Consider the following 23,386-nt stretch of genomic DNA (forward strand, 5'->3'; position numbering starts at 1 on the left):
CGGGTTCCTGCGGCTTAGCCGGCGGCCGGAGCAGGAGCCGCTGCCGCTGCCGGTGCAGGAGCTGGAGCTGGAGCAGGCGCCTTGTCCGCAGCGCCAGGTGCTGCCGGCCCGTCGGCCGGCTTGCCCTTGCGGGCCTGGGCCTTGGCGCGCAGGTCCACCTCCACGGCGCGCACCTTGTCGCCGGGCTTGATGCGCTGGAAGCCATCGACCACCACGCGTTCGCCGGCCGACAGGCCGTCCTGCAGCAGCCACATGTTGCCCACGGCACGGTCGATGTTCACGGGCCGGCGCTCGATCACGTCGTCAGCCTTGGCCACCAGCACGCTGGCCTTGCCGGTCAGATCGCGCGTCACCGACTGCTGGGGCACCAGCAGCGCCTCGGGCGCCAGGCCCGTGGGCAGCAGCGCCTGCACATACATGCCCGGCATGAGAACGCCCTGCGGGTTGGGCACCACGGCGCGCAGCGTCACGCTGCCCGTGGTGGCATTGACGATCACGCCGGCAAACTGCAGCTTGCCCTGGTGGCTGTAGTCCGTGCCATCGTCCAGGCGGATGCGCACGGCCACCTTGTCGCCCTCCACCTTCTGGAAGCGCCCGGCATCCCAGTCGCGCTTGAGCTGTAGCAGCTCGCTGGTGGACTGGGTGAAGTCCACATACATGGGGTCCAGCTGCACGATGGAGGTCAGCGCCTCGGTCTGATTGGCCGTCACCAGCGCGCCCGGCGTCACGGTGGACAGGCTGATGCGCCCGCTGATGGGCGCCTCGATGCGGCTGTACTTGAGGTTGATGCGCGCGGTCTCCAGATTGGCCTTGGCCACGGCCACGTCAGAGCGCGACTGGGCGGCGGCGGCCTGGCTTTCTTCAAACGCCTGCTGGCTGATGGCATCGATCTTGACCAGCTCGGCATTGCGCCGCGCCGTGGCCTCCAGCGTGCGGGCGCTGGCCTCCGACTTGGCCAGGGCCGCCTGGGCGCTGGCCTCGGTGGCGCGCAGCGAGGCCGCGTCGATCTGGTAGAGCTGCTGACCCTGGCGCACCAGGGCGCCCTCGGTGAACAAACGCTTTTGCACGATGCCCGATACCTGGGGCCGCACTTCGGCGGTCAGCGAGGCGCGCGTGCGGCCCGGCAGCGTGGCGTCCAGCTGCTGGCTCTGCTTTTGCAGCGTGACCACGCCCACCTCGGTCGCGGCCTTGGCCGTGGCGGCAGGTGCGGCATCCTTCTTGGAGCAGGCCGCAAGGCTTGCGGCCAGCGCCAGTGCGCACAGCACGGCGGTGCCGATGCGCCGGCCGCCGGCCGGCGAGGCGGAAGCTTGTACGTGCCCTGCGCCGGGCTGGGAATCGGAAGGCGCCGCAAGGCGCGGGCTCGGCGAAAAGGGCACGTCAGAAATCATGGGAGCAGCGAAGTCGTTGGGGGCATCGCACGATTGTGCAGTGCCCATATTTCTTGTTTGTAAAGCGGATGGCATGCCACCGAAATCTCCTGGCAAGTCCATCCAGGATGATGCATGTGTCGGAGCGCGCCGACACATGCAAGTTCAATGCCATTTACGGGCCTGTTCAGTGCTTAGGCACGGGTGCCGTGCGCACGCGCAGCAGGCTGAACACGCCCGCCATGGCCGCAAAGCAGCCCGCCACGGCCAGGGCCACGATTTCGGCATGGCCGCCATGCCCGCCCGCGAAGGTGAAGATGGTGGCCAGCACCACGGCGCCCAGGGTCTGTCCCGTGAGCCGCGCCGAACTCAGCATGCCGCCGGCCGCGCCGCTGCGCGCCAGGGGCGCCGTGGTCACGATGGTGTGGTTGTTGGGCGACTGGTACAGCGCAAAGCCGCTGCCCGCCAGCAGCATGCGCCAGACCATGTCCAAGGTCGAAGGCGCATCGGGCATGGCCGCCAGCGCCCACAGCCCGCAGGCGAACATGGCCATGCCGATGCCGCCCAGCAGCCCGTCTGCATAGCGGCCGATGAGCCGGCCCGCGATGGGCGCCGTCAGCACCGTGGCCAGCGGCCAGGCCGTGATCAGCAGCCCGGCCTCGATGGGCGACATGCCGTGCGACTCCAGCAGCAGGAACGGCAGCGCCAGGTAGGCCAGCATCTGCGCGCAAAAGGCGCTGACCGATCCGCACATGGACAGCGCAAACACCGGAATGCGCAGCAGGTCCACCGGCAGCAGCGGCGCGGGCAGGCGCCACTGGCGGCGCACATACCAGGCGCCCACCAGCAGGCCCGCGCCCAGCAGCCACCAGCCCGAAGGCAGGGAAGAATCGGCACCGCCGGCGCGCACGCCCAGCTGCTCGCCGCCCAGGAAGATCAGGCTGAACATGAGGATGTTGAGCAGCACATCCAGCGGCGACAGCCGCGCCCCTGCATGGCCGGCCACGGCATTGGCCGGCAGCGCGCGGCGCCCCAGCCACAGCGTGAACAGGCCCAGCGGCAGATTGGCCGCAAACAGCCAGGGCCAGCTGGCCACCGACAGAATCGCCGCCGCCACCGAGGGCCCGGCCATGGATGCCGTGGCCACCACCAGCGAATTCACGGCCATGCCCCGGCCCAGCAGGGCACGCGGATAGATCAGCCGCACCAGGGCGGCGTTGACGCTCATCACGCCCGCAGCACCCAGGCCCTGCAGCGCCCGCGCCGCCACCAGCGTGGGCAGCGACGTGGCCAGCATGGCCGCCAGCGAGGCCACGGAAAACACCAGCATGCCCACCAGGTACACACGGCGGTAGCCCAGGCGTTCGCCCAGGGCCGCCAGCGGCAGCAGCAGCACCAGGCTGGCAAGCTGGTAGGAATTGACCACCCACAGCGTATGGGCCGAGCTGGCCTGCAGCTCGCGCGCCATGGCAGGCAGTGCCAGATTGACCAGGGTGCTGTCCAGCACCGACAGCGTCAGCCCCAGGATGATGACCAGCATCGCCTGGCCGCGGGGGCCTGACGGAAGTCCATCGTGGACAGGCGCAGCCTCTGCCGCGGGTGCCAGGCTCATGAATGGTCCTTTGCGCCCACGCGATGGGCACGCGCACCGCCCAGCGTGATCCAGGCCAGGGCCACACCGATCAGTGCGCCCGTGGCCATGCCCACCACCATGGGCAGGGGCTTGCCCGTGGAGAACAGGCCCACGATCTGCATGGCCGCGGCGCCCGACAGCATCTGCAGCGTACCCAGCAGCGCCGAGGCCGTGCCGGCAATGGCGCCGTGCTCCTCCAGCGCCAGCACCGAGGTCGTCGGAATCACCAGCCCCATCAGCGCGCTGGCCACGAAGTACAGGCCGATCAGCACGGCCAGCCGCTCACCGCCCAGCAGGTAGTACGACAGCAGCGACAGCATCACCAGGCCCGAGCCGGTGGCCGCCACCTTGACCACGCGCACCAGGCCGAAGCGCTGGCCCAGCCAGCCCGTGAACTGCGCCGCGCCGATGAAGGCGATGGCGTTCAGCCCGAAGGCCAGGCTGTACTGGGTGGAGCTCAGTCCGTAGTAATTGATCAGCACAAAGGGGGAGCCAGCCAGGTAGACGAAAAAGCCCGCCATGGCGCAGCCGCCGATGAAGACCAGGCCCAGGTAATGCCAGTCGCGCAGCAGCACGCCGTAGGCGCGCAGTGCGCCGGCCACGCTGCTGTCCAGCCGCGCGGCGGCCCCGCGCGTTTCCTTCAGGCCCATGAACACGGCCACCAGGCCGATCACGGCCGCCACGGCCACGGCCCAGAACACGCCGCGCCAGCTGCTGACGGCGATCACGCCGCTGCCGGCCAGCGGCGCCAGGATGGGAGAGACGCTGAACACCAGCATCAGCAGCGACATCATGCGGGCCGCCGCGTGGCCGGTGTGCAGGTCGCGCACCACGGCGCGCGGCACGGCCATGCCGGCGGCCGCGCCCAGGCCCTGGATGAAGCGCAGCACCACCAGCGTCTCGATGCTGGTGGCCATGGCGCAGCCCACGCTGGCCAGCGCGAACACGGTCAGGCCGAAGTACAGCGGCGGCTTGCGCCCCACCATGTCCGAGACCGGCCCGTACAGCAGCTGGCCCACGCCCAGCGAGAGGAAGAAGGCCGTCAGGCTGGCCTGCACCGCGCCTACCTGGGCGCCCAGGCTGCTGCCGATCTGGGGCAGCGCGGGCAGGTACATGTCGATGGCAAACGGGCCGATGGCCGAGAGCAGGCCCAGGATCAGCACCAGGCGCAGTGTGTGGGAATCAGGGGAAGCGGGAGAAGAGGAAGGCATAGACGCAGACATAGACGCGCCATTGTGGCGGCAAGCGCGCGGGGCTGCAGGAGGCTGCTCACATTTCCTGGGCATGCAGCCCCGCGCACCTGACGGTGGCGGCTTGCCGTGGCACAAATTCAGAAGCCCGCAATCCTGTTACGCTCTGAAACGAGATTGCCACCCAAGAGGCCAACCCACCTTTTCATCGCTGCAACTGCCATCGCCATCGCCATCGCCACTGCAACACACCATGCGCCCATCCCTGCCTTCCCTTCCACCGGCCCTGAATGCATTGCCAGGGCCCCTGCTCGCCGCCCTGCTGCTGGGTGTCTGCACGCTGGGTTCTGCCCAGGCAGCGCAGCGAGAGACACAGCAGGAGGCACAGCGCGGCCCCAGGCCCGGCGCCGCTCCTGTGCTGGAAGTATCCGAAGACGGCCGCGACGTGATTGACCGGCGCGCCCGCCTGCTGTGGCCGCGCTGCGTGGAAGGCATGCAGTGGAATGGCAAGACCTGCACGGGCCTGCCTGAGCTGTTCACGCACAAGCAGGCGCAGGCCCTGGCCGCCGAACGGGCCAAGCAGGACGGCGTGCGCTGGCGCCTGCCGCGCGTCAACGAGATGCGCCGGCTGATCTCGCGCGATATACGGCCGCAAGGCCTGTCGCCCGAGCTGTTCCCGGGCGCACCGCGTGGCTGGCATTGGACGGGCACGGCAGCGGTGAACGCGCGGCCCGTCAATCCCTACAACTACAGCAACATCTCGGGCAGCGCCGGTACGCAGCTGTCGGCCCAGCAGGCCTGGGCGATTGACCTCGACAGCCTGGAGACGCGGCCCGACATGGGGCGCGGCAACCAGCTCATGGTGCGGCTGGTGCGGCCCCTGCCCTCCGCGCCGCCCGATGAAAAGGCCGAGGCTCCCGCCAGGCCGGCCCCCCACAGGCCGGACCCGGACGAGGAGGACTGACGCTCAGGCCGCGCGCAGCGAGGCCTTCAAGCTGGCGCCAAGTTCGGGCTTGTGCGCGAACGGATCGGTGGGATTGCGCCCTTGCACCACATCCTCCATGCGGGTCTGGACCGAGCCCAGCGCCTGCGGATGGCTGTAGATGTAGAACTGGTTGGCCGCAATGGCGTCGAAAACCTTCTGCGCCACATCGGGGGCCGTGACCTTGCCCGAGCCCACGGCCTTCTCGCTCATGGCCTGGCCGATCTTCTGGCTGGCCGTCAGCGGCTGGGCGGCCAGATGGCTGGGCCGGTTGCGCTCGCTGTGGCTGATGCCCGTGGGCACGAAGAAGGGGCACAGCACGCTGGCGCTGATCTGGTCGGAGACCAGGGCCAGGTCCTGGTAGAGCGTCTCGGTCAGGCTCACCACGGCATGCTTGCTGACGTTGTAGATGCCCATATTGGGCGGCGCCAGCAGGCCGGCCATGCTGGCCGTGTTGACGATGTGGCCCTCGAAGGACGGATCGGCCTTGGCCGCCTCCAGCATCATGGGCGTGAACAGCCGCACGCCGTGGATCACGCCCCAGAGGTTGACGCCCAGCACCCACTGCCAATCTTCCAGCGTGTTCTCCCAGACCAGCCCGCCCGCGCCCACGCCTGCGTTGTTGAACACGAAGTGCGGCGCGCCGAACTGCTGGCGCACCTCATCGGCCAGGGCCTGCATCTGGGCTGCGTCGGACACATCCACGCGGCGCGCCAGCACGCGCACGCCCTGCCCTTCGAACTCGGCGGCGGCCCTGTCCAGCGCCTCCTGCTGCACATCGACCAGCACCAGGTTCATGCCCAGCTTCGCGCCGATGCGCGCGCACTCCAGGCCGAAGCCCGAGCCTGCGCCCGTCAGCACCGCCGTCTTGCCCTTGAAGTTCTTGATCATTCCCTTGTCTCCTGGTTTTTGTGGTGGTTCAGATCAATTTGACGAGTTGCTTTCCGAAGTTCTTGCCCTTGAGCAGACCCAGGAAAGCGGAAGGTGCGGAGGCAATGCCTTCGGCAATGCTCTCGCGCGGGCGCAGCTTGCCGGTGCCCACCAGGCGGCCCAGTTCCTGCAGCGCCTCGGGCCAGACTTCCATGTGCTCGCTGACGATGAAGCCTTCGATGCGGATGCGGTTGATCAGGATGAGAGCGGGATTGGTCATGGGCAGCGGCGTGCCGTCGTAGCCGGCGATCATTCCGCACAGCGCGATGCGAGCAAAGGCGTTGGTGCGCAGCAGCACGGCGTCGAGGATGTAGCCGCCCACGTTCTCGAAGTAGCCGTCGATGCCCTGCGGGCAGGCGTCCTTGAGCGCCTTGGCCATGGTCTTGGTGTCGGGGTGCTCGCGGTAGTCGATGCAGGCGTCGAAGCCCAGCTCCTCGGTGGCGTAGCGGCACTTCTCCGGTCCGCCCGCAATGCCCACCACGCGGCAGCCGCGTGCCTTGGCCAGGGCCGCGAAGGCGCTGCCCACGGCGCCCGTGGCGGCGCTGACCACCACGGTCTCGCCGGCCTTGGGGGCGATGATCTTGACCAGGCCGTACCAGGCCGTCACGCCGGGCATGCCCACGGCGCCCAGGTAGTGCGACAGCGGCACATGGGTGGTGTCCACCTTGCGCAGCATGCCGGGCGCATCGCCATCGACCACGCTGTACTCCTGCCAGCCGCCCATGCCCACGACCTTGTCGCCCACCGCAAACTTGGGATGGCGGCTTTCCACCACCTCGCCCACGGTGCCGCCGATCATCACCTCGCCCAGCGGCTGCGGCTGGGCGTAGCTCTTGCTGTCATTCATGCGGCCGCGCATGTAGGGGTCCAGGCTCAGGTAGTGGTGGCGCACCAGCACCTGGCCTTCGGCCAGCGCGGGGGTCTCGGTCTTGGCAAGGCGGAAATTGCTTTCCACGGCTTCGCCCTCGGGGCGGTTGTCGAGCAGGATCTGCTGGTTCACGGGCATGGGAAAACCTCCGGTGGCATCACAAACAATGGAACCAGTTCCCGGTGCTGCCGGGGCTGGCGTGTGGCATTGGGTATCTGGCAGATTCGCCGTGCGGATCAGTCCGTGGCGAGGGTTGTCTCGGCGGCGGCCGGCTTGGCCACGCGCGGCATGTACTTGAACGTTCCGGTCGCATGGCTGCACAGCCGGCCCGAGGCATCGAACACGCGCGCCTCGGTATAGGCCATGGAACGCGTGCGGTGCAGCACCACGCCCTTGGCCACCAGGGGGCCGCGCGCCGGCTGCATGAAGCTGGTCTTCATCTCGATGGTCACGCAGCCCATGTCGCGCTGCAGGCTGCGCGCGGCAACGGCCATGGTCACGTCCAGCAGGGTCATGGTGGCGCCGCCGTGGGTCACGTCAAAGGTGTTCAGGTGCTCGGGACGCGCCTCGAAGCGCAGTTCGGACTCCCCGTCCTCCATGCGGTGCAGGGTGAAACCCAGGTGGTCGACAAAGGGGATGGGGTGGCCAAAATCCAGCACGAAATTCTCCAGTTCAGATCGCAATGCAGGCGAGCATAAGGGCGCCCGAAGGCACCATGGCGCGCGGCGGCACGATCTGCGGGAAAAACTGTCACCTCGGCAGCAGCGCCGCTGCGGCTCAACCGCCCACCAGGGCGCTGACGCCGCCGTCCACGGCCACCCACTGGCCCGTGATGTGCTTGCCCGCGTCGCTGGCGTACAGCAGGGTCAGGCCCTTGAGGTCCTCGTCGTCGCCCAGGCGGCGCAGCGGGGCGTGGGATTTCATTTCATCCTCGCCCAGGGTCTCGATCAGCACGCTGGCCATCTTGGTCTTGAAGAAGCCCGGGCAGATGGCGTTGACGTTGATGCCGTGCACGCCCCACTCGCCGGCCAGCGCGCGCGTGAAGTTGATGACCGCGCCCTTGGAGGTGTTGTAGGCAATGGTCTTCATGCCCAGCGGGTTGCCGCCCAGCCCTGCGATGGAGGCCAGGTTGATGATGCGCCCGGTCTTGCGCGGGATCATGCTGCGCCGCGCGATCTGCTGGCTCAGCAGGAAGTAGCCGCGCACGTTGAGATTCATCACCTTGTCCCAGGCAGCCACCGGGTGCTCCTCGGCCGGCGCGCCCCAGCTGGCGCCTGCGTTGTTGATGAGGATGTCCACCTGGCCCAGGCGCTCCAGGGTCTCGGCGGCCAGGCGCTCGATGTCGGCCTCGTTGGCGCAGTCGGCGGCGATCCAGCGGGCGTCGATGCCTGCGGCCTGCAGCTCGGCAGCGGCTTCCTCCAGGTCGGCGGCCTTGCGCGAACTCAGCATGATCCTGGCGCCCGCCTCGCCCAGCGCATGGGCCATCTGCAGGCCCAGGCCGCGCGAGCCGCCGGTCACCAGAGCGGTCTTGCCGGTGAGGTCGAAAAGTTGCTGCACATTGCGAGTCATTCGTCTGTCTCCTGCGCCGGGTCTTGTGTTCCGGTCATGGTTGGAATGGAGGGCGGCCATCCCCAAGCGGAACAGCCTGCAGCGGCGATTGTGCAAGCCGCCCCGCCGTGCCGCATGTCACATGCGTGTCCGGCCCGTCAATCCCCGAACAGCGAGCGCGTGCCGCCCCAGGCCGCACCCTCGATCTCCAGCATGCGCAGCTTGGTCAGCGCGCCGCCGCCGCCCGAAAAACCGCCCGGCTGGGCGCCGGCAGCCAGCACGCGGTGGCAGGGAATCACGGGCGCAAAAGGGTTGAGGCCCAGCGCCTGCCCCACGGCGCGCGAAAGGCCCACCTCGCCCAACTCGCGCGCAATCTCGCCATAGGTGCGCGTATGGCCGGGCGCAATGGCGCGCGTCAGGTCATAGACGCGGCGGTGAAAGTCCGACACGCCGTGCCAGTCCAGCCCCAGCCCGGCCAGATCCGGCAGTGCCTCGCCTGCGGGCAGCATGCGCCGTGATCGCAGATCGGGCAGCACCGGGCCGTCACGCAACTGCTGTGCGCTGGGCGCGGAAGGCTCCAAGGTCCATTCGCCATGGCCCGCCATGAGCACCTGCACGCCGGCAATGGCCTGTGCCACGCTGGCCGGCAGGTCCTCGGCCCGCGCCGCTGCGGCGTAGCTGCCCGGTCTGCGCAATTGCACGCCGCGCAGCATGCGCGTGCGCGTGGCGGCCGGGCCGTCCACCTCGGGCAACTGAAAGGCCACCAGGCCGCAGGCGCCCCAGGCCACGCCGCAGGGTCCCACGCGCGTGGCAAACAGCGCATGGCCCGTGGCTTCGGGGTCCCAGGCCGGGCTGCCCGTGGTCGATTCATTCGTCATGGCGATGGTTTTCTCCTTGCAGGCGATTGTGGCCGCATGACTGCAGCCGCTGCCCGGCAGCGACCCCACCGGGATAACACTGTAAAAAACACCGGAAAAATACTGGATGCGCAGCCAGTTAATACTGTATATTTCGCCAGTCATCATCCTCATCTCGTGAACCATGGACATGCAAGAAGCCGCCTTCACCGTCACCTTGTGTGACTACCCCAACCTGCCCGAGCAGGAACGCAACAAGGCCGAGGCACGCTATGCCCGCGTGCTCGAACGCCAGCTCGGCAGCGCCGAGCAGGTCAGTGAAACCCTGTACCTGGTAGAGGGCCTGGAAGACACGCCCCCTGAAGAAATCAGCGACGACGCCAAGCTCGCCTTCGCCCGCTGGATGAAGGCTGCGCGCGCCGCCACCGAGGCCGGCATGCAGGGCCTGGGCGACGGCGAATGCAGTTTCTTCGAGGTGCGGCGCGGCTGGCGGCATTGAGCCAGCCCACAGCACCGCTGAATGGGGCCTGAAACCAGGTTTGCCCGGGTTTGCCTGGGCTGGGCCCCAAACTGCATACACTGGCAGACCTTTTCGTCGACCCCTGCCTGGAACCATACGGTCCCATACGGTTCCACCCGGCACACCCGGCGCCCCTGCCAGATCCAGCCTCTCCCATGCAAGCCCTGCTCGACGCCATCGCCCGGATGGCCCTGCCCTCCGACGCCCAACGCATCTTCCACGGCCGTGGCGGCCTGTACCCGGGCTGCGAGCACCTGGTGCTCGACGCCTTCCCGCCCGTGCTGGTGCTCACCAGCTTCCAGCCGCTGGACGATGACGCCCTGGCCTCCATCGGCACAGCGCTGTCACTGCGCTGGCGCGAACTGGCACCGGACCAGCCCCTGAACTGGGTCTACCAGCTGCGCCAGCCCGCCGCGCCCGCCGAAACGCGGCTCATGGCCGGTGAGGTGCCTGACCCCCACATCGTCACCGAGGCCGGCACGCGCTACCGCGTGCAGGTGCTGCGCGGCCAGAACCACGGCCTGTTCCTGGACATGGCCGAAGGCCGGCGCTGGGTGCACGCGCATGTCGCCAACCATCCCGAGCACCGCCACGGCATCAAGGTGCTCAACCTGTTCGCCTATACCTGCGCCTTTTCGGTGGTGGCCCTGCAGGCCGGGGCGCGCCATGTGATGAACATGGACATGGCCCAGGGCGCGCTGGCCACGGGCCAGCAGAACCACCGGCTCAACGATCTGTCGGGCGCCAGCTTCCTGGCCCACGACATCTTCAGCAGCTGGGGCAAGATCACGCGCGGCGGGCCCTACCACCTGATCGTGGTGGACCCGCCCAGCTACCAGAAGGGCAGCTTCGTCGCCACCAAGGACTATGCCCGCCTGATGCGCCGCCTGCCCGACCTGCTGCGCCCCGGCGGCCATGTGCTGCTGTGCCTGAACGCGCCCGAGATGGGTACGCAGTTCCTGACATCGCAGATGCAGGAAGTGGCGCCCGAGCTGGAGTTCGTCGAGCGCCTGGCCAACCCGGCCACCTTCGCCGACATCGACGCCGAGCGCAGCCTCAAGGTGCTGGTTTACAAGGCACCAGACACGGCCGACACGGCTTCCTGACCCGCCCGGCCCTTGAGCGCACGGCGCCCCGCATAGACGGCGGCCGGGCCCAGTTCGCGCTCGATGCGCAGCAGCCGGTTGTACTTGGCCGTGCGGTCGGCGCGCGACAGCGAGCCGGTCTTGATCATGGCGCACTGGGCCGCCACGGCCAGGTCGGCAATGCTGGTGTCCTCGGTCTCGCCCGAGCGGTGCGACATCACCACGCCGTAGCCGGCGCCATGCGCCAGGCGCAGCACGTCCCAGGTTTCGGTCAGCGTGCCGATCTGGTTGATCTTGACCAGGATGGCGTTGCCCACGCCCCGGGCAATGCCGCCCTCGAACAGGCCGGGGTTCGTGCAGAACACATCGTCGCCCACCAGCTGGCAGCGTCCGCCCAGGCGCCGACCCAGGGCCTGCCAGCCCTCGATATCGTCCTCGGCCATGCCGTCCTCGATGGAGACGATGGGGTAGTGCTCCACCAGTTGCGCCAGGTAGTCCACCTGCTGCTGGCGGCTGCGCACCAGGCCCTCGCCCGCGTAGCGGTAGCCGTCCTCGCCATGGAATTCGCTGGCCGCAGGGTCCAGGGCCAGGGCGATGTCCCTGCCGGGGCGCAGGCCAGCGCGCTCGATGGCGGCCATCAGGTGGTCCAGCGCCTCGGGCGCGCTGCGCAGGGCGGGCGCAAAGCCGCCCTCGTCGCCCACGTTGACGCTGTGGCCTGCGGCCTTGAGCGCATGGCGCAGCGTGTGAAAGACCTCAGCGCCCATGCGCAGCGCCTCTCTGAAGCTGTCCGCCCCCACCGGCAGCAGCATGAACTCCTGGAAGTCCAGCGGATTGTCGGCATGGGCGCCGCCGTTGATGACATTGATCATGGGCACGGGCAGCAGGCGCGCCTGGGCACCGCCCATGTGCCGCCACAGCGGCATGCGCTGGCTGGCCGCCGCCGCGCGGGCCACGGCCAGCGACACGCCCAGCAGCGCGTTGGCGCCCAGCCGGCTTTTGCCGGGCGTGCCGTCCAGCGCCATCATGGCCGTGTCGATGCGGCCCTGGGCGTCGGCCCGCATGCCGCGCAGCAGATCGCGCAGCTCGGTGTTGACGGCCTGCACCGCCCCCAGCACGCCCTTGCCCAGATGGCGCGAGGCATCGCCGTCGCGCCGCTCCAGCGCCTCATGCCGCCCCGTGGAGGCGCCCGAGGGCACCAGGGCCAGGCCGCGCGAGCCGTCCGCCAGCTCGACCTCGACCTCCACGGTGGGGTGGCCCCGGCTGTCCAGCGCCTCATGGGCCGCGATATCGGTGATCTGCATGGAAACTCCTTTTCGTCAAGAAATTGAACTGTGCAAAGGAGCTGGCAAGCCTGCAAAACTCCAATGAACAGTCCTCCATGCTAGAAATCACGGCGATGCGGGACAATGCAGTTTTTCTGCCCATGCGTCAGCTTTTCTGACGAATTGATTGCCATGAGACAACTGCCACCGCTGGCCGCCCTGCGCGCCTTCGAGGCCATTGCCCGCACCGGCTCAGTGACACGCGCGGCCGAGGAACTGTGCCGCAGCCACGGCGCCATCAGCCGCCACCTGCGCCTGCTGCAGGAGCATGCGGGCGCGGCGCTGTTCGAGAAAGAAGGCACGGGCCTGCGCCTGACCGAGGCCGGCGCCGCCTTTAATGCCTCGGTGCGCACGGCCTTCGACCAGCTGGAGGCCGCCTATGCCCAGCTGGCGCGCGACGCCCAAGCACCGGGGCTGCATGTGGCCTGCAGCGCCACCTTTGCCATGCGCTGGCTGGTGCCGCAGCTGGCGGTGTTCTACCGCAGTCACCCGCATATCCGCATCCGCCTGTCCATGACCTCGGCGCGCGAGATGCGCCACGAGGGCGCCGACCTGATCATTGCCTGGGACCTGTCCACCTACGCCGAGGCCGACCGCCGCCGCGCCATCGAACTGGCGCCCGTGCACTTCGGCGCCGTCTGCACGCCGGCCTATGCCCGGCGCCGGCCCGCCAATCGCGCGCGCATTGCACATGAGTACACGGCCAGCGCCTGGAACCAGTGGGAAGCCCTCACGGGCCAGCCCGTGGCCCTGGGCGAGACACTGGCGTTCCCGCACACCCACCTGTGCATAGAGGCGGCACTGTCGGGCCTGGGCGTTGCCCTCGTGGAGCAGCGGCTGATCGCACGCGAGCTCAAGGAGGGGCTGCTGGTGGCGCCCCATGGCTTCGTGCCCTTCGAGGGCGGCCTGCGCGCCGTGCCAGCTGCAGGGCGTGCGCTGCCGGCCCAGGCAGGGGTCTTCATCGAATGGATGCGCGGCGCGCTGGCCGCCGTGCCGGCCTAGGCCAGACGGCCTAGGCCCTGCCCCACTCCCGCAGGCGCCGGTACAGCAGCCCGCGCGAGACGCCCAGCATGCGGGCGGCCTGCGAGATATTGCCCTGGCAGCGGGCCAGGGCCTGCTCGATCAGCTCGCGGCTGGCCTCGCCCAGGGAAGACGGTGCCTCGGACGGCGCCTCGGCGGGCGGTGGCAGGGCCTCGATGGCCGGCAGCACCTCCTCGACCTGGGAAGATGCCTCATCCAGCCTCGCCTCCATCCACAGCGTCAGCCCCGTAGGCAGCATCTGCGGGCGCGCCTGGCCGTGGTGGGCCAGCTCCAGCAACTGATTCAGGCCCAGGCCGAAGACTTCCTCTGCCGCCAGCCCCTCGGCGGGCCGGCGCGGGCAGTCGAACAACTGGGCGCCCACGCCGTTGAACCAGCGCACCATGCCGTCGCCATCCACGGCAGCCAGCCCTTCCAGCGGCGTGCCGAACATGCTGCGGCTGGACTGGAAGCGCAGCAGCAGGTGCATGCGGGCCGCGCCCACCAGCAGCCGGTTCTCGATGCAGGTGGCGTACATGTGGGCCATGGCGCCTGCGTCGAAGCGAAACGGCCCGGCCTCGCTGCTCAGGTCCAGCATGGCCACGGTGCGCCCGCTGGCGTCGCGCACGGGCGCGGCCGCGCAGTGAAGCGAGGCCAGGCAGCGAAAGAAATGCTCGCCGCCACGCACATGGCAGACCTCGCCCGTGCGCACGGCCACGCCGGGTGCGCCCGTGCCCACGGCATCCTCGGCGATGTTCACGCCCACGCGCGCAGCCGTCAGCAGCAGCGGGCCGTCGCCCGGCGTGGGGCGCGAGGCGATCAGCACCACGCCCTCGCTGCAGGTGAGCATGGCGCGCGCCTGGCTGCCCGCGATCACGGTCTCGAGTTCGGCGATGGGGTCGCGCGCCGCCTCGATCAGCGCGCGGTTGTGGGTCAGCAAGGTGGCCGTGCGGATCTTGCTGACCGGGTCGAAGCTGATCTTCTCGTCGGGGCTGCGGCTGGCGCCCAGGCAGCGCGTCCAGGACTGCAGCACGGGCTCGGACACCAGGCCCGAGGGGCGCTCGCCACGCTCGAAATAGCGCTCGCGCGCCAGCGCCACCCGGTCCTGGCGCGTGGCATAGAAGGGGTTGGAGGGCAGTGGGGCGGGAGGCGGCTGTTGCATGACGGACATCAAAACTGCCGCGATTGTTGTTCCGCCACGGCACAGGACAGCACTAGGGAAATCACCCGTGTTGGAACGGATTGCCGGGCTCGGTAACCTCGGGCATCGCCACAGGCCCGCCCGCAATGACACGCTTCCCACACAGCACAAGACACACCCGGCCCGCCCTGTCCACCCTGGGCGCCGCACTGGCCTGTACGCTGCACGCCCTGCCCGCCCGCGCGGCGGACGCTGCGCAGGACTCCAGCGAGGCCCTGCTCGCCCCCGTGGTCATCACGGCCAGCCAGCCCGGCGCCGGCCCCGACCTGTGGCGTGCCACGGCCGCCATCGACAGCGTGGAAGGCGCCGTGCTGCGAGACGGGCAGATGCAGATCAACCTGTCCGAGAGCCTGGCGCGCGTGCCGGGCCTGGTGGTGCTGAACCGCCAGAACTTCGCACAGGACCTGCAGATCTCGGTGCGCGGCTTCGGTGCGCGCTCCACCTTTGGCGTGCGCGGGCTGCGCCTGTACGTGGACGGCATTCCGGCAGGCGCGCCCGACGGCCAGGGCCAGGCCGCCAATTTCACGCTGGGCAACGCCGCGCGCCTGGACGTGGTGCGCGGCCCGGCCGCCGTGCTCTACGGCAACAGCGCAGGCGGCGCACTGCTGCTGTACACCGAAGATGGCGAGGAACCCGGCCTGTGGCGCAGCGGCATGGCCGTGGGGCCGGACGGGCTGTGGCGCCTGTCCACCCAGCTGCGCGGCACGATCGGTGGCGGAAAGCCGGACCAGGCGGATGGCGGCTCCGCCCCCTGGCGCTATGCCATCCACATCGAGCGCTTCGCCACCGACGGCATGCGCCCCCAGTCGGCCGCCGACCGCAGCACGGCCCACATGAAGCTGTCACGCAAGCAGGGCGACGACCAGTGGCTGCTGCAGTACCAGGAGCAGCGCGCCAGCGCCCAGGACCCGCTGGGCCTGACACGCGCCGAGTTCGAGGCCGACCCCGGCCAGACCACGGCCAGCGCGCTGCGCTTCAATACGCGCAAAAGCGTGCGCCAGCGCCAGCTGGGCGCCGCCTGGCAGCACCAGTTCGGCGCGGGCCAGCGCCTGGAGCTCATGGCCTATGCGGGTACGCGCTCCGTGCTGCAGTACCAGTCCATTCCCGTGGCCACGCAGGCACCGCCCTCGCATTCGGGCGGCGTGATCGACCTGGACCGCGACTACGCAGGCATGAACCTGCGCTGGCGCAGCACCCACGAGGATGTGGCCGGCGGCCGGCTGGACTGGTCGGCAGGCCTGGCCTACGACTGGCAGGGCGAAACCCGGCGCGGCTACGAGAACTTCATCGGCAGCCAGCTCGGCGTGCAGGGCCGGCTGCGCCGCGACGAACGCAACCAGGCGCGCTCCGCCGACCCCTATCTGCAGGCCGAGTGGAGCACGCAGAGCCTGGGCCTGAGCGCCGGCCTGCGCCAGGCGCGCGTGCGCTACCGCTCCGAGGACCACTACATAGTCGCCGGCAATGGCGACGACAGCGGCAGCATGGCCTGGCGCGGCTGGCTGCCCTCGCTGGGCCTGCGCGTGAACCTGCTGCCGGACCTGGTGGCGCACGCATCGGTGGGCCGGGGCATGGAAACACCCACGCTCAACGAAGTGGCCTACCGGCCCGGGGGCCAAAATGGCATGAACAGCGGCCTGAACACCGGCCTGGCCGCCAGCGCCCACAACACCGTCGAGGTCGGCCTGCGCGGGCGCCACGGCAACGCGGGCTGGAACCTCACGCTGTTCGAGACCCATACCCAGCGCGAACTCACCGTGCTGTCCAACACGGGCGGGCGCGCAACCTACCAGAACGCAGGCCGCACGCTGCGCCGGGGGCTGGAATTCTCGGGCAACGCCCAATGGGGACCGCTCACGGCCAGCACCGCCCTGACCCTGCTGCAGGCCCGCTACCGCGACAGCTTCCTGACCTGCGAGGCCACGCCCTGCACCACGCCCACCGCCCCGGTGGATGCCGGCGCGCGCCTGGCCGGCACCGCGCCGCGCCGCCTGTGGAGCGAGCTGGCCTGGCAGCTGTCGCCGCAATGGACCTGGACCGTGGACATGCTGCACAGCGGCCCCGTGGCCGTGAACGACCGCAACACCGACCGCGCGGCCGGCTACACCGTCTGGGGCTCCAGCCTGCGCTGGTCACGGCAATGGCAGCAATGGAGCGCCCAGACCTTTGTGCGGCTGGACAACCTGTTCGACCGGCGCTTTGCAGGGTCGGTCATCGTCAACGAGGGCAATCAGCGGTTCTTTGAGCCGGGTGCGGGACGCGGGCTGTCGGCCGGGGTGACGGTCAGCCGGTCGTTCTGAGCTGTTCCACGGCGGTACAGATCCGCCCCCGGGTAAATCCGAATGTTGTAGCGCCGGGGCGCTTTTTTTATCGTCTCCCCCATGGTGCCCTTGCCCCCAGCGCCATGCACGCAAAAACAAACCACACAGGAGACGAGACAACATGAAGACCCACGTGCTTTCCTCCACGCTGCTGGCCGCCGGCGTGGTGCTGGCCCTGCCGGGCGCCGCGCTGGCGCAGGCAGGCCTGCCAAGCAAAGGCTCGCCCGAGCACATACGAGCCGTCACCTCGCGCATCGACTCGCAGAGCATCCGCGACAACGCACGCAGCTCCAAGGACTGGCCTAGCTACGGCATGGACTACAGCGAGACGCGCTTTTCCAAACTCAAGCAGCTGGACACGGCCAATGTGAAGCGGCTGGGCCTGGTCTGGTCGTATGACCTGGAATCCACGCGCGGCGTGGAGTCAACGCCCGTGGTGGTCGATGGAATCATGTACGTCACCGCCAGCTGGAGCGTGGTGCATGCGGTGGACGTGCGCACCGGCAAGCGCCTGTGGAGCTACGACCCCGGCGTGGACCGCGCCAACGGCTTCAAGGGCTGCTGCGACGTGGTCAACCGGGGCGTGGCGGTCTACAAGGGCAAGGTGTATGTGGGCGCCTTCGATGGCCGCCTGGTGGCGCTGGACGCGGCCACGGGCCAGAAGGTCTGGGAGCAGGACACCATCATCGACCGCGCCTTCTCGTACACCATCACGGGCGCGCCGCGCGTCATCAAGGGCAAGGTGCTGATCGGCAACGGCGGCGCCGAGTACGGCGTGCGCGGCTATGTCACGGCCTATGACGCCGAGACCGGCGCGCAGCAATGGCGCTGGTTCACCGTGCCCGGCGACCCGTCCAAGCCCTTCGAGAACGAGGCCATGGCCCGCGCCGCCAAGACCTGGGACCCGGCCGGCAAGTGGTGGGAGGCCGGTGGCGGCGGCACGGCCTGGGACACCATGGCCTATGACCCCGAGCTCAACCTCATGTACATCGGCACGGGCAACGGCTCGCCCTGGGCGCAAGCCAAGCGCAGCCCGGCCGGTGGCGACAACCTGTACCTGGCCAGCATCGTGGCGCTGAACCCCGATACGGGCGAGTATGTCTGGCATTACCAGGAAACGCCGGGCGACAGCTGGGACTTCACCTCCACCCAGCCCATGGTGCTGGCCGACATCAAGGTGGGCGGCAAGCCGCGCAAGGTCATCCTGCATGCGCCCAAGAACGGCTTCTTCTTCGTGATCGACCGCACCAACGGCCAGTTCATCTCGGCCAAGAACTTCGTCGATGTGAACTGGGCCAGCGGCTACGACGCCAAGGGCCGCCCCATCGAGACGCCGATTGCGCGCAGCGGCGACCGCGCCCGCGACGTGATCCCCAGCCCCTTCGGCGCGCACAACTGGCATTCCATGTCCTACAGCCCCGATACGGGCCTGGCCTACCTGCCGGCCCAGCATGTGCCGCTGACCCTGCAGGACAACAAGAACTGGAAGTTCAACGGCGGCTCCCTGCCCGAGCCGCACAGCAATATCGGCTGGAACACGGCCACGCTGATCAACATGGAGCCGCCCAAGAGCACGCCCTTCGGCCGCCTGATCGCCTGGGACCCGGTGGCGCAAAAGGAGCGCTGGCGCGTGGAGCATGCCTCGCCCTGGAACGGCGGCACGCTGGCCACGGCAGGCAACCTGGTGTTCCAGGGCACGGCCGACGGCCGCTTCGTGGCCTATGACGCGCGCAACGGCAAGAAGCTCTGGGAAAAGCCCACGGGCACGGGCGTGGTGGCCGCACCCATCACCTATGAGGTCGATGGCCGGCAGTACGTCTCCATCGCCGTGGGCTGGGGCGGCGTCTACGGCCTGGCCGCGCGCCACACCGAGCGCAAGGGCCCGGGCACGGTCTACACCTTCGCGCTGGACGGCAAGGCCGAGGCGCCTGCCTTCGTCGCCTACCAGCAGGGCAAGCTGCTGCAGGGCGTGCCCTACGACAAGAGCCTGGTGGCCGAAGGCACGGCCCTGTACGTCAGCAACTGCGCCTTCTGCCACGGCGTGCCCGGCGTGGACCGGGGCGGCAACCTGCCCAACCTGGGCTACCTGGACCCGGCCTATATCGAGCACCTGGACAAGTTCATCTTCAAGGGTCCGGCCATGTCGCGCGGCATGCCCGACTTCACGGGCAAGCTGAGCATGGAAGACGTGGAAAAGATCAAGGCCTTCATCCAGGGCACGGCCGACGCGGTGCGGCCCAAGTAGCCAGCGCGAGCCGCCCTCCTCCCCCTCCCCCTCCCCCTCCCCCAACCTCCCATCCCCCTCCCCGGCCCTGCTGTCCTGCAGCAGGCCTGGGCAGGGCTTTGCCTGAAAACACCGGACTGGACTCTTCGCCATGCCATCCAAGCCCCTCACCCACGCATCCCTGGCCCTGGCAGCCATGGCCGCATGCGCCACCTTCAATGCCCACGCCGTCGATATCGATGCAGGCGACTACACCGCCCTGCCGCCCGGCACCACGCTGGGCATGGTCTATTACCAGCACGCCACGCGCGACAGCCTCTATGCCAATGGCGACCAGGCGCCGATACGGCCGAGGCTGACCTCGGACATCGGCATAGCGCGCGGCGTGCACTTCATGAAGCTGGGCGACTATGTGATCGACCCGCAGTTCCTGCTGCCCTTCGGGCGCCTGTCGGCCTCGCGCGATATCGCGGCCATGGGCAGCAATACCGGCGTGGGCGACCTGATGCTGGCCGCCACCCTTTGGCTGACGAAGCCCGGCGACAAGGAGCACTTCGGCATCACCCCCTTTGTCTGGCTGCCCACGGGCCAGTACAACCGCAACGACCCGCTGAGCCTGGGCGAGAACCGCTGGAAGGCCGCCCTGCAGGCCGGCTGGATCAAGCCGCTGGGCAAGAGCGTGACCATGGACCTGGCGGCCGATGTCACCGTCTTCGGCAAGAACGACGACTTCGGCGCCCACAGCGCCACGCTCAAGCAAAAGGCGCAGTTCCAGTTCCAGGGCCTGCTGCGCTACCACCTGTCGGACACCTCGGACCTGCGCCTGGGCCTGTCGCACCTGACGGGCGGCGAGACACAGGTCAACGGCGTGTCGCAAGGCGACCGCCAATCCACCACCAAGGTCTCATTCGGCGGCGCGGTCTTTGTCGCGCCCAAGACGCAGTTGCTGGCCACCGTGGGCCGCGATCTGCATGTGCGCCAGGGCTTCAAGGAGAACGCCCGCATCAACCTGCGCCTGCTGCAGGTTTTCTGAATCCACACCCCCTGTCCCCTGTCCACCACCAAGGAGCACACCATGAACCTCAGCGACATCCAGCACCAGATCACCGAACGCGCCAGCGCCTTCCTCAACCGGGGCACGCATGACCTCTTCATCGACGGCCAATGGGTGGCGGCGCAGACCGGCCAGCGCCTGTCCACCGTCAACCCGGCCACCGAGGCCGTGATCGCCGAAGTCGCCAGCGCAGGCCCGGCCGACGTGGACCTGGCCGTGCGCGCCGCGCACCGCGCGCTGCACCTGGGCCCCTGGGGCCGCTTGCGCCCCGTGGAGCGCGAGCGCCTGATGCTGCGCCTGGCCGACCTCATGGAGACCCATGCCCAGGCCCTGGCCGAGGTCGAATCGCTGGACAACGGCAAGTCCGCCGCCATTGCGCGCGCCGTGGACATCGCCATGGCCATCGACTCCATCCGCTACATGGCCGGCTGGGCCACCAAGATCGAAGGCATGACGCACGAGCACTCCGTGCCTTTCGCGCCCGAGGCCCAGATGTTCACCTACACCCGGCGCGAGCCCGTGGGCGTGGTCGCCGCCGTCGTGCCCTGGAACTTCCCCCTGCTCATGGCCACCTGGAAGCTGGCGCCCGCGCTGGCTGCCGGCTGCACCCTGGTGCTCAAGCCCGCCGAGCAGACGCCGCTGACCGCGCTGATGCTGGCCGAGCTGATCCAGGAAGCGGGCTTTCCGCCCGGCGTGTTCAACGTGGTCACGGGCGACGGCCCCGGCACGGGTGCGCCCCTGGTCTCGCACCCGCTGGTCAACAAGGTCAGCTTCACGGGCTCGACCGAGGTGGGCAAGCTCATCGGCCATGCCTGCATGGACAACATGACGCGCATCACGCTGGAGCTGGGCGGCAAGTCCCCCGTCATCGTGCTGGACGACTGCGATCCCGCCACGGCGGCGGCGGGTGCGGCCAATGCCATCTTCTTCAACCATGGCCAGGTCTGCTGCGCGGGCTCGCGCCTGTACGTGCACAAGAGCATGTTCGACCGCGTGGTGGCCGACGTGGCCGACCAGGCCGCCCAGCTCACCCTGGGCCATGGCCTGGACCCCAGCGCGCAGATGGGCCCGCTGGTCTCGCAGGAGCAGATGGAGCGCGTCTGCAGCTACATCGACATAGGCCGCAGCCAGGGTGCCGAAGTGGTGACGGGCGGCGCCCGCGCAGGCCAGCGCGGCTACTTCGTGCAGCCCACGGTGATGACCGGCGTGCAGCACGACCACCGCGTGGCCCGCGAGGAAATCTTCGGCCCCGTGCTCGTGGCCATGCCCTATGACGACCTCGACGAAGTCGCCGCATGGGCCAACGACACGCCCTACGGCCTGGGCGCCAGCATCTGGTCCAACAACCTGTCCAAGGTCCACCGGCTGATCCCCAAGATCCAGTCCGGCACGGTCTGGGTCAACTGCCACAGCACCCTGGACCCGGGCATGCCCTTCGGCGGCTACAAGCAGTCCGGCATGGGCCGCGACATGGGCCGCACGGCGCTGGATGCCTATCTGGAGACCAAGTCGGTGTTCATCAATCTGTGAGGGCTGCTGCCGGCCTGCAGCTTTTGTGCAGGCCGGCAGCGGGGGCTTGTCGGAAAGCACGGATTCAGATCATTCCGATATCTTTTCACTGCGCACCCCTGCACACTTCCCCGCTTTCCACGCCATGCCGCCTGCAGTGCGGCACAGAAAGAGAGGGAGACCATGGATCGTCGATGGATCGCAGGGCTGTCATGGCTCTTCATCGCCTGGACCTGCCAGGCGCAGGACGGGGGCAAGGCCGACAGGCCCACGCCCGAACAGGCCCGCCAGGAGGCAGCGCGCTGGAGCCACACCGCCGTGACCCACATCCAGCGAGTGCACCAGATGATCCGGGAGGCACATCCCGCCGTCCTCGACCCTGGCGCAAGTGCTTTCCACCAGTGGTTCAGCGAGGGATACGACCAGGCCATGGCGCTGGCTGGGCGCGCAGCCACGGAGCAGCAGGCCTTTGCCGCGCTGCGCTTCTACACCACCGGATACCGGGACGGCCATCTGGCCATATGGCGCAACCACCATGCCGCCATGCCTGTGCGCACGACCTGGGCGGGCTGGGCCGTGCAGCGCCAGGCAGGCCGCTACCGCGTCTCGGGCCGCGCTGCGCAATGGCCGGTCGATACGCCGCAGGTGGGGGAGCAGGTACTGTCGTGCGACGGCATCCCCATCGACGATCTGCTCACTGACAAAGTGGCGCCCTTCGTGAACCGGCTCGTGCACCTGGAGGGAACGAAGTCCGATCTGGCATGGCACCTGACCCGCGAATCGCCCAGCGCCCCGCTGTGGGAGCCGCTCAGGGTGCGTCAATGCACGACCCGCTCCGCCGCTGGCGAAATCCAGAGTTTCAACCTGGCATGGCGGCCGCTGGACGACAAGGACGCCCGTGCCCTGGCGCGGCCCCGGGCACCGCGCCAGGGGATCAAGGAAGTGCGACCGGGAGTGCAGTGGGTCCAAGCGTCCAACTTCATGCCATCGTCCGAGAAGGCCATGGCCGCCTTCGAGAAAATGCTGGAGGGCATCCGGCAGGCAGGAGATGCGCAGGCCGTGGTGCTCGATGTGCGCGGCAATGGCGGGGGCAACTCCCTGCTCGGCTACCGCATCCTGATGGCCCTGCTGACAGATGCCATCACGGCAGGCGCCACGCAGCACTCCCAAGCCAGGGCTTACTGGCGTGTCTCCGCCATGGCCCTGGAGGCGTTCGAAGAGCGCAGGACACAGCTCCTGCGCACGGAAGGCGCCGGCAGCCTGGTCTACCAGTTCACACAGCAGATGGCCTCGCTGATGGGCGATGCCGCATCGCGCGGGGAAGATTTTGTCGAGCAGCCGCAAGTCGATGAAACGCACAAGGAGTTGCAGCAAGACACCGCCGCCGCACGCGCAAACCCCTTCAAGGGCAAGCTGGTGCTGGTCACGGATGCCCAATGCCAGAGCGCCTGCCTGGATTTCGTGAGTGCGGCGCTGCAGATTCCGGGCATCGTGCACGTGGGCAGCATGACCGGAACGGACACGCAGTACACCGACGTGGCCGACAAGGCACTTTCGCCCACAGTGACGTTCCGCGTCCCCCTCAAGGTCTGGAAGAACCACGGGCGCCAGGACAAGGAGGGCAAGCCTTACCTGCCGCAGTTCGTCTTCGACGGTGACCTTGCCGACACCGCCGCCGTGCAGGCCTGGGTGCTGGACAGCATCCTGCCCACGGCAGGAAACATCCAGCTGGATTGAACAGAGGCAGGCTTTGAGGAGATC

At 68.9% G+C, this 23,386-nt stretch carries 19 protein-coding genes; 9 read left to right on the plus strand and 10 right to left on the minus strand.

Annotation, left to right across the window (positions count from 1 at the left end; all coding sequences use genetic code 11):
- Positions 1 to 14: 14 nt before the first annotated feature.
- From ACUTR7_RS03980 to ACUTR7_RS03990, 3 genes are all read right to left on the minus strand, one after another.
- The gene (locus tag ACUTR7_RS03980; RefSeq protein ID WP_445608188.1) at positions 15 to 1,388 is read right to left on the minus strand and encodes an efflux RND transporter periplasmic adaptor subunit; all 1,374 of its coding nucleotides are present in this window, start codon (positions 1,386 to 1,388) and stop codon (positions 15 to 17) included.
- 166 nt (positions 1,389 to 1,554) lie between these two features.
- Complete coding sequence (locus ACUTR7_RS03985; protein ID WP_013802721.1) at positions 1,555 to 2,979, minus strand: MFS transporter; 1,425 nt, start codon at positions 2,977 to 2,979, stop codon at positions 1,555 to 1,557.
- Positions 2,976 to 4,211 (minus strand): multidrug effflux MFS transporter, encoded by a 1,236-nt coding sequence (locus ACUTR7_RS03990; protein WP_013802722.1) that lies wholly within the window; start codon positions 4,209 to 4,211, stop codon positions 2,976 to 2,978. Before ACUTR7_RS03990 ends, ACUTR7_RS03985 begins: the two co-directional genes overlap by 4 nt.
- A gap of 232 nt (positions 4,212 to 4,443) precedes the next feature.
- On the opposite strand from ACUTR7_RS03990, the gene ACUTR7_RS03995 reads away from it, so the two are divergent.
- The gene (locus ACUTR7_RS03995; protein ID WP_043820868.1) at positions 4,444 to 5,154 is read left to right on the plus strand and encodes an Lcl C-terminal domain-containing protein; all 711 of its coding nucleotides are present in this window, start codon (positions 4,444 to 4,446) and stop codon (positions 5,152 to 5,154) included.
- A 3-nt stretch (positions 5,155 to 5,157) separates the two neighbouring features.
- On the opposite strand, the gene ACUTR7_RS04000 is transcribed toward ACUTR7_RS03995, so the two are convergent.
- From ACUTR7_RS04000 to ACUTR7_RS04020, 5 genes are all read right to left on the minus strand, one after another.
- Positions 5,158 to 6,063: an SDR family oxidoreductase gene (locus ACUTR7_RS04000; RefSeq protein WP_013802724.1), complete on the minus strand. Its 906-nt coding sequence runs from the start codon at positions 6,061 to 6,063 to the stop codon at positions 5,158 to 5,160.
- Positions 6,064 to 6,091: 28 nt separating this feature from the next.
- Entirely contained in the window at positions 6,092 to 7,108 is a 1,017-nt protein-coding gene (locus tag ACUTR7_RS04005; protein ID WP_013802725.1) for an NADP-dependent oxidoreductase, read from the minus strand.
- Positions 7,109 to 7,206: 98 nt separating this feature from the next.
- Positions 7,207 to 7,629, minus strand: a complete 423-nt coding sequence (locus ACUTR7_RS04010) for a PaaI family thioesterase (RefSeq protein ID WP_016446794.1) — start codon at positions 7,627 to 7,629, stop codon at positions 7,207 to 7,209.
- 118 nt (positions 7,630 to 7,747) lie between these two features.
- Complete coding sequence (locus ACUTR7_RS04015) at positions 7,748 to 8,539, minus strand: SDR family oxidoreductase (RefSeq protein ID WP_012205198.1); 792 nt, start codon at positions 8,537 to 8,539, stop codon at positions 7,748 to 7,750.
- A gap of 137 nt (positions 8,540 to 8,676) precedes the next feature.
- On the minus strand, positions 8,677 to 9,396 hold the full coding sequence (locus ACUTR7_RS04020; RefSeq protein ID WP_065345671.1) for a methylated-DNA--[protein]-cysteine S-methyltransferase: 720 nt from the start codon (positions 9,394 to 9,396) through the stop codon (positions 8,677 to 8,679).
- A 163-nt stretch (positions 9,397 to 9,559) separates the two neighbouring features.
- Between ACUTR7_RS04020 and ACUTR7_RS04025 the strand changes: the two genes are divergently transcribed.
- Both ACUTR7_RS04025 and ACUTR7_RS04030 read left to right on the plus strand, forming a co-directional pair.
- On the plus strand, positions 9,560 to 9,874 hold the full coding sequence (locus ACUTR7_RS04025; protein ID WP_013802728.1) for a hypothetical protein: 315 nt from the start codon (positions 9,560 to 9,562) through the stop codon (positions 9,872 to 9,874).
- 176 nt (positions 9,875 to 10,050) lie between these two features.
- Positions 10,051 to 11,001, plus strand: coding sequence for a class I SAM-dependent methyltransferase (locus ACUTR7_RS04030; protein WP_065345670.1), 951 nt, complete (start codon positions 10,051 to 10,053; stop codon positions 10,999 to 11,001).
- Here the strand turns inward: ACUTR7_RS04030 and eno are convergent.
- Positions 10,965 to 12,281 carry a phosphopyruvate hydratase gene (gene eno, locus ACUTR7_RS04035; RefSeq protein ID WP_445608189.1) on the minus strand — a complete coding sequence of 439 codons (1,317 nt, stop codon included), beginning with the start codon at positions 12,279 to 12,281 and terminating at the stop codon, positions 10,965 to 10,967. The genes ACUTR7_RS04030 and eno overlap by 37 nt on opposite strands.
- A gap of 105 nt (positions 12,282 to 12,386) precedes the next feature.
- Here eno and ACUTR7_RS04040 point away from each other — a divergent pair, with 105 nt between their 5' ends.
- A complete protein-coding gene (locus ACUTR7_RS04040) occupies positions 12,387 to 13,304 on the plus strand; it encodes a LysR substrate-binding domain-containing protein (protein ID WP_445608190.1) in 918 nt (305 codons plus the stop codon).
- Positions 13,305 to 13,314: 10 nt separating this feature from the next.
- On the opposite strand, the gene ACUTR7_RS04045 is transcribed toward ACUTR7_RS04040, so the two are convergent.
- Entirely contained in the window at positions 13,315 to 14,481 is a 1,167-nt protein-coding gene (locus tag ACUTR7_RS04045; protein WP_237736744.1) for a helix-turn-helix domain-containing protein, read from the minus strand.
- Between the two features lie 125 nt (positions 14,482 to 14,606).
- Here ACUTR7_RS04045 and ACUTR7_RS04050 point away from each other — a divergent pair, with 125 nt between their 5' ends.
- From ACUTR7_RS04050 to ACUTR7_RS04070, 5 genes are all read left to right on the plus strand, one after another.
- A complete protein-coding gene (locus ACUTR7_RS04050; RefSeq protein ID WP_445608191.1) occupies positions 14,607 to 16,817 on the plus strand; it encodes a TonB-dependent receptor domain-containing protein in 2,211 nt (736 codons plus the stop codon).
- Positions 16,818 to 16,959: 142 nt separating this feature from the next.
- Positions 16,960 to 19,083, plus strand: a complete 2,124-nt coding sequence (locus tag ACUTR7_RS04055) for a PQQ-dependent dehydrogenase, methanol/ethanol family (protein WP_445608192.1) — start codon at positions 16,960 to 16,962, stop codon at positions 19,081 to 19,083.
- 130 nt (positions 19,084 to 19,213) lie between these two features.
- Positions 19,214 to 20,095, plus strand: a complete 882-nt coding sequence (locus ACUTR7_RS04060; RefSeq protein WP_445608193.1) for a transporter — start codon at positions 19,214 to 19,216, stop codon at positions 20,093 to 20,095.
- Positions 20,096 to 20,137: 42 nt separating this feature from the next.
- A complete protein-coding gene (locus ACUTR7_RS04065; RefSeq protein WP_445608194.1) occupies positions 20,138 to 21,646 on the plus strand; it encodes an aldehyde dehydrogenase family protein in 1,509 nt (502 codons plus the stop codon).
- Between the two features lie 162 nt (positions 21,647 to 21,808).
- Positions 21,809 to 23,362 (plus strand): S41 family peptidase, encoded by a 1,554-nt coding sequence (locus ACUTR7_RS04070; RefSeq protein ID WP_445608195.1) that lies wholly within the window; start codon positions 21,809 to 21,811, stop codon positions 23,360 to 23,362.
- Positions 23,363 to 23,386 lie beyond the last annotated feature (24 nt).

Source organism: Delftia sp. NA_296.1 (genome assembly GCF_052692095.1).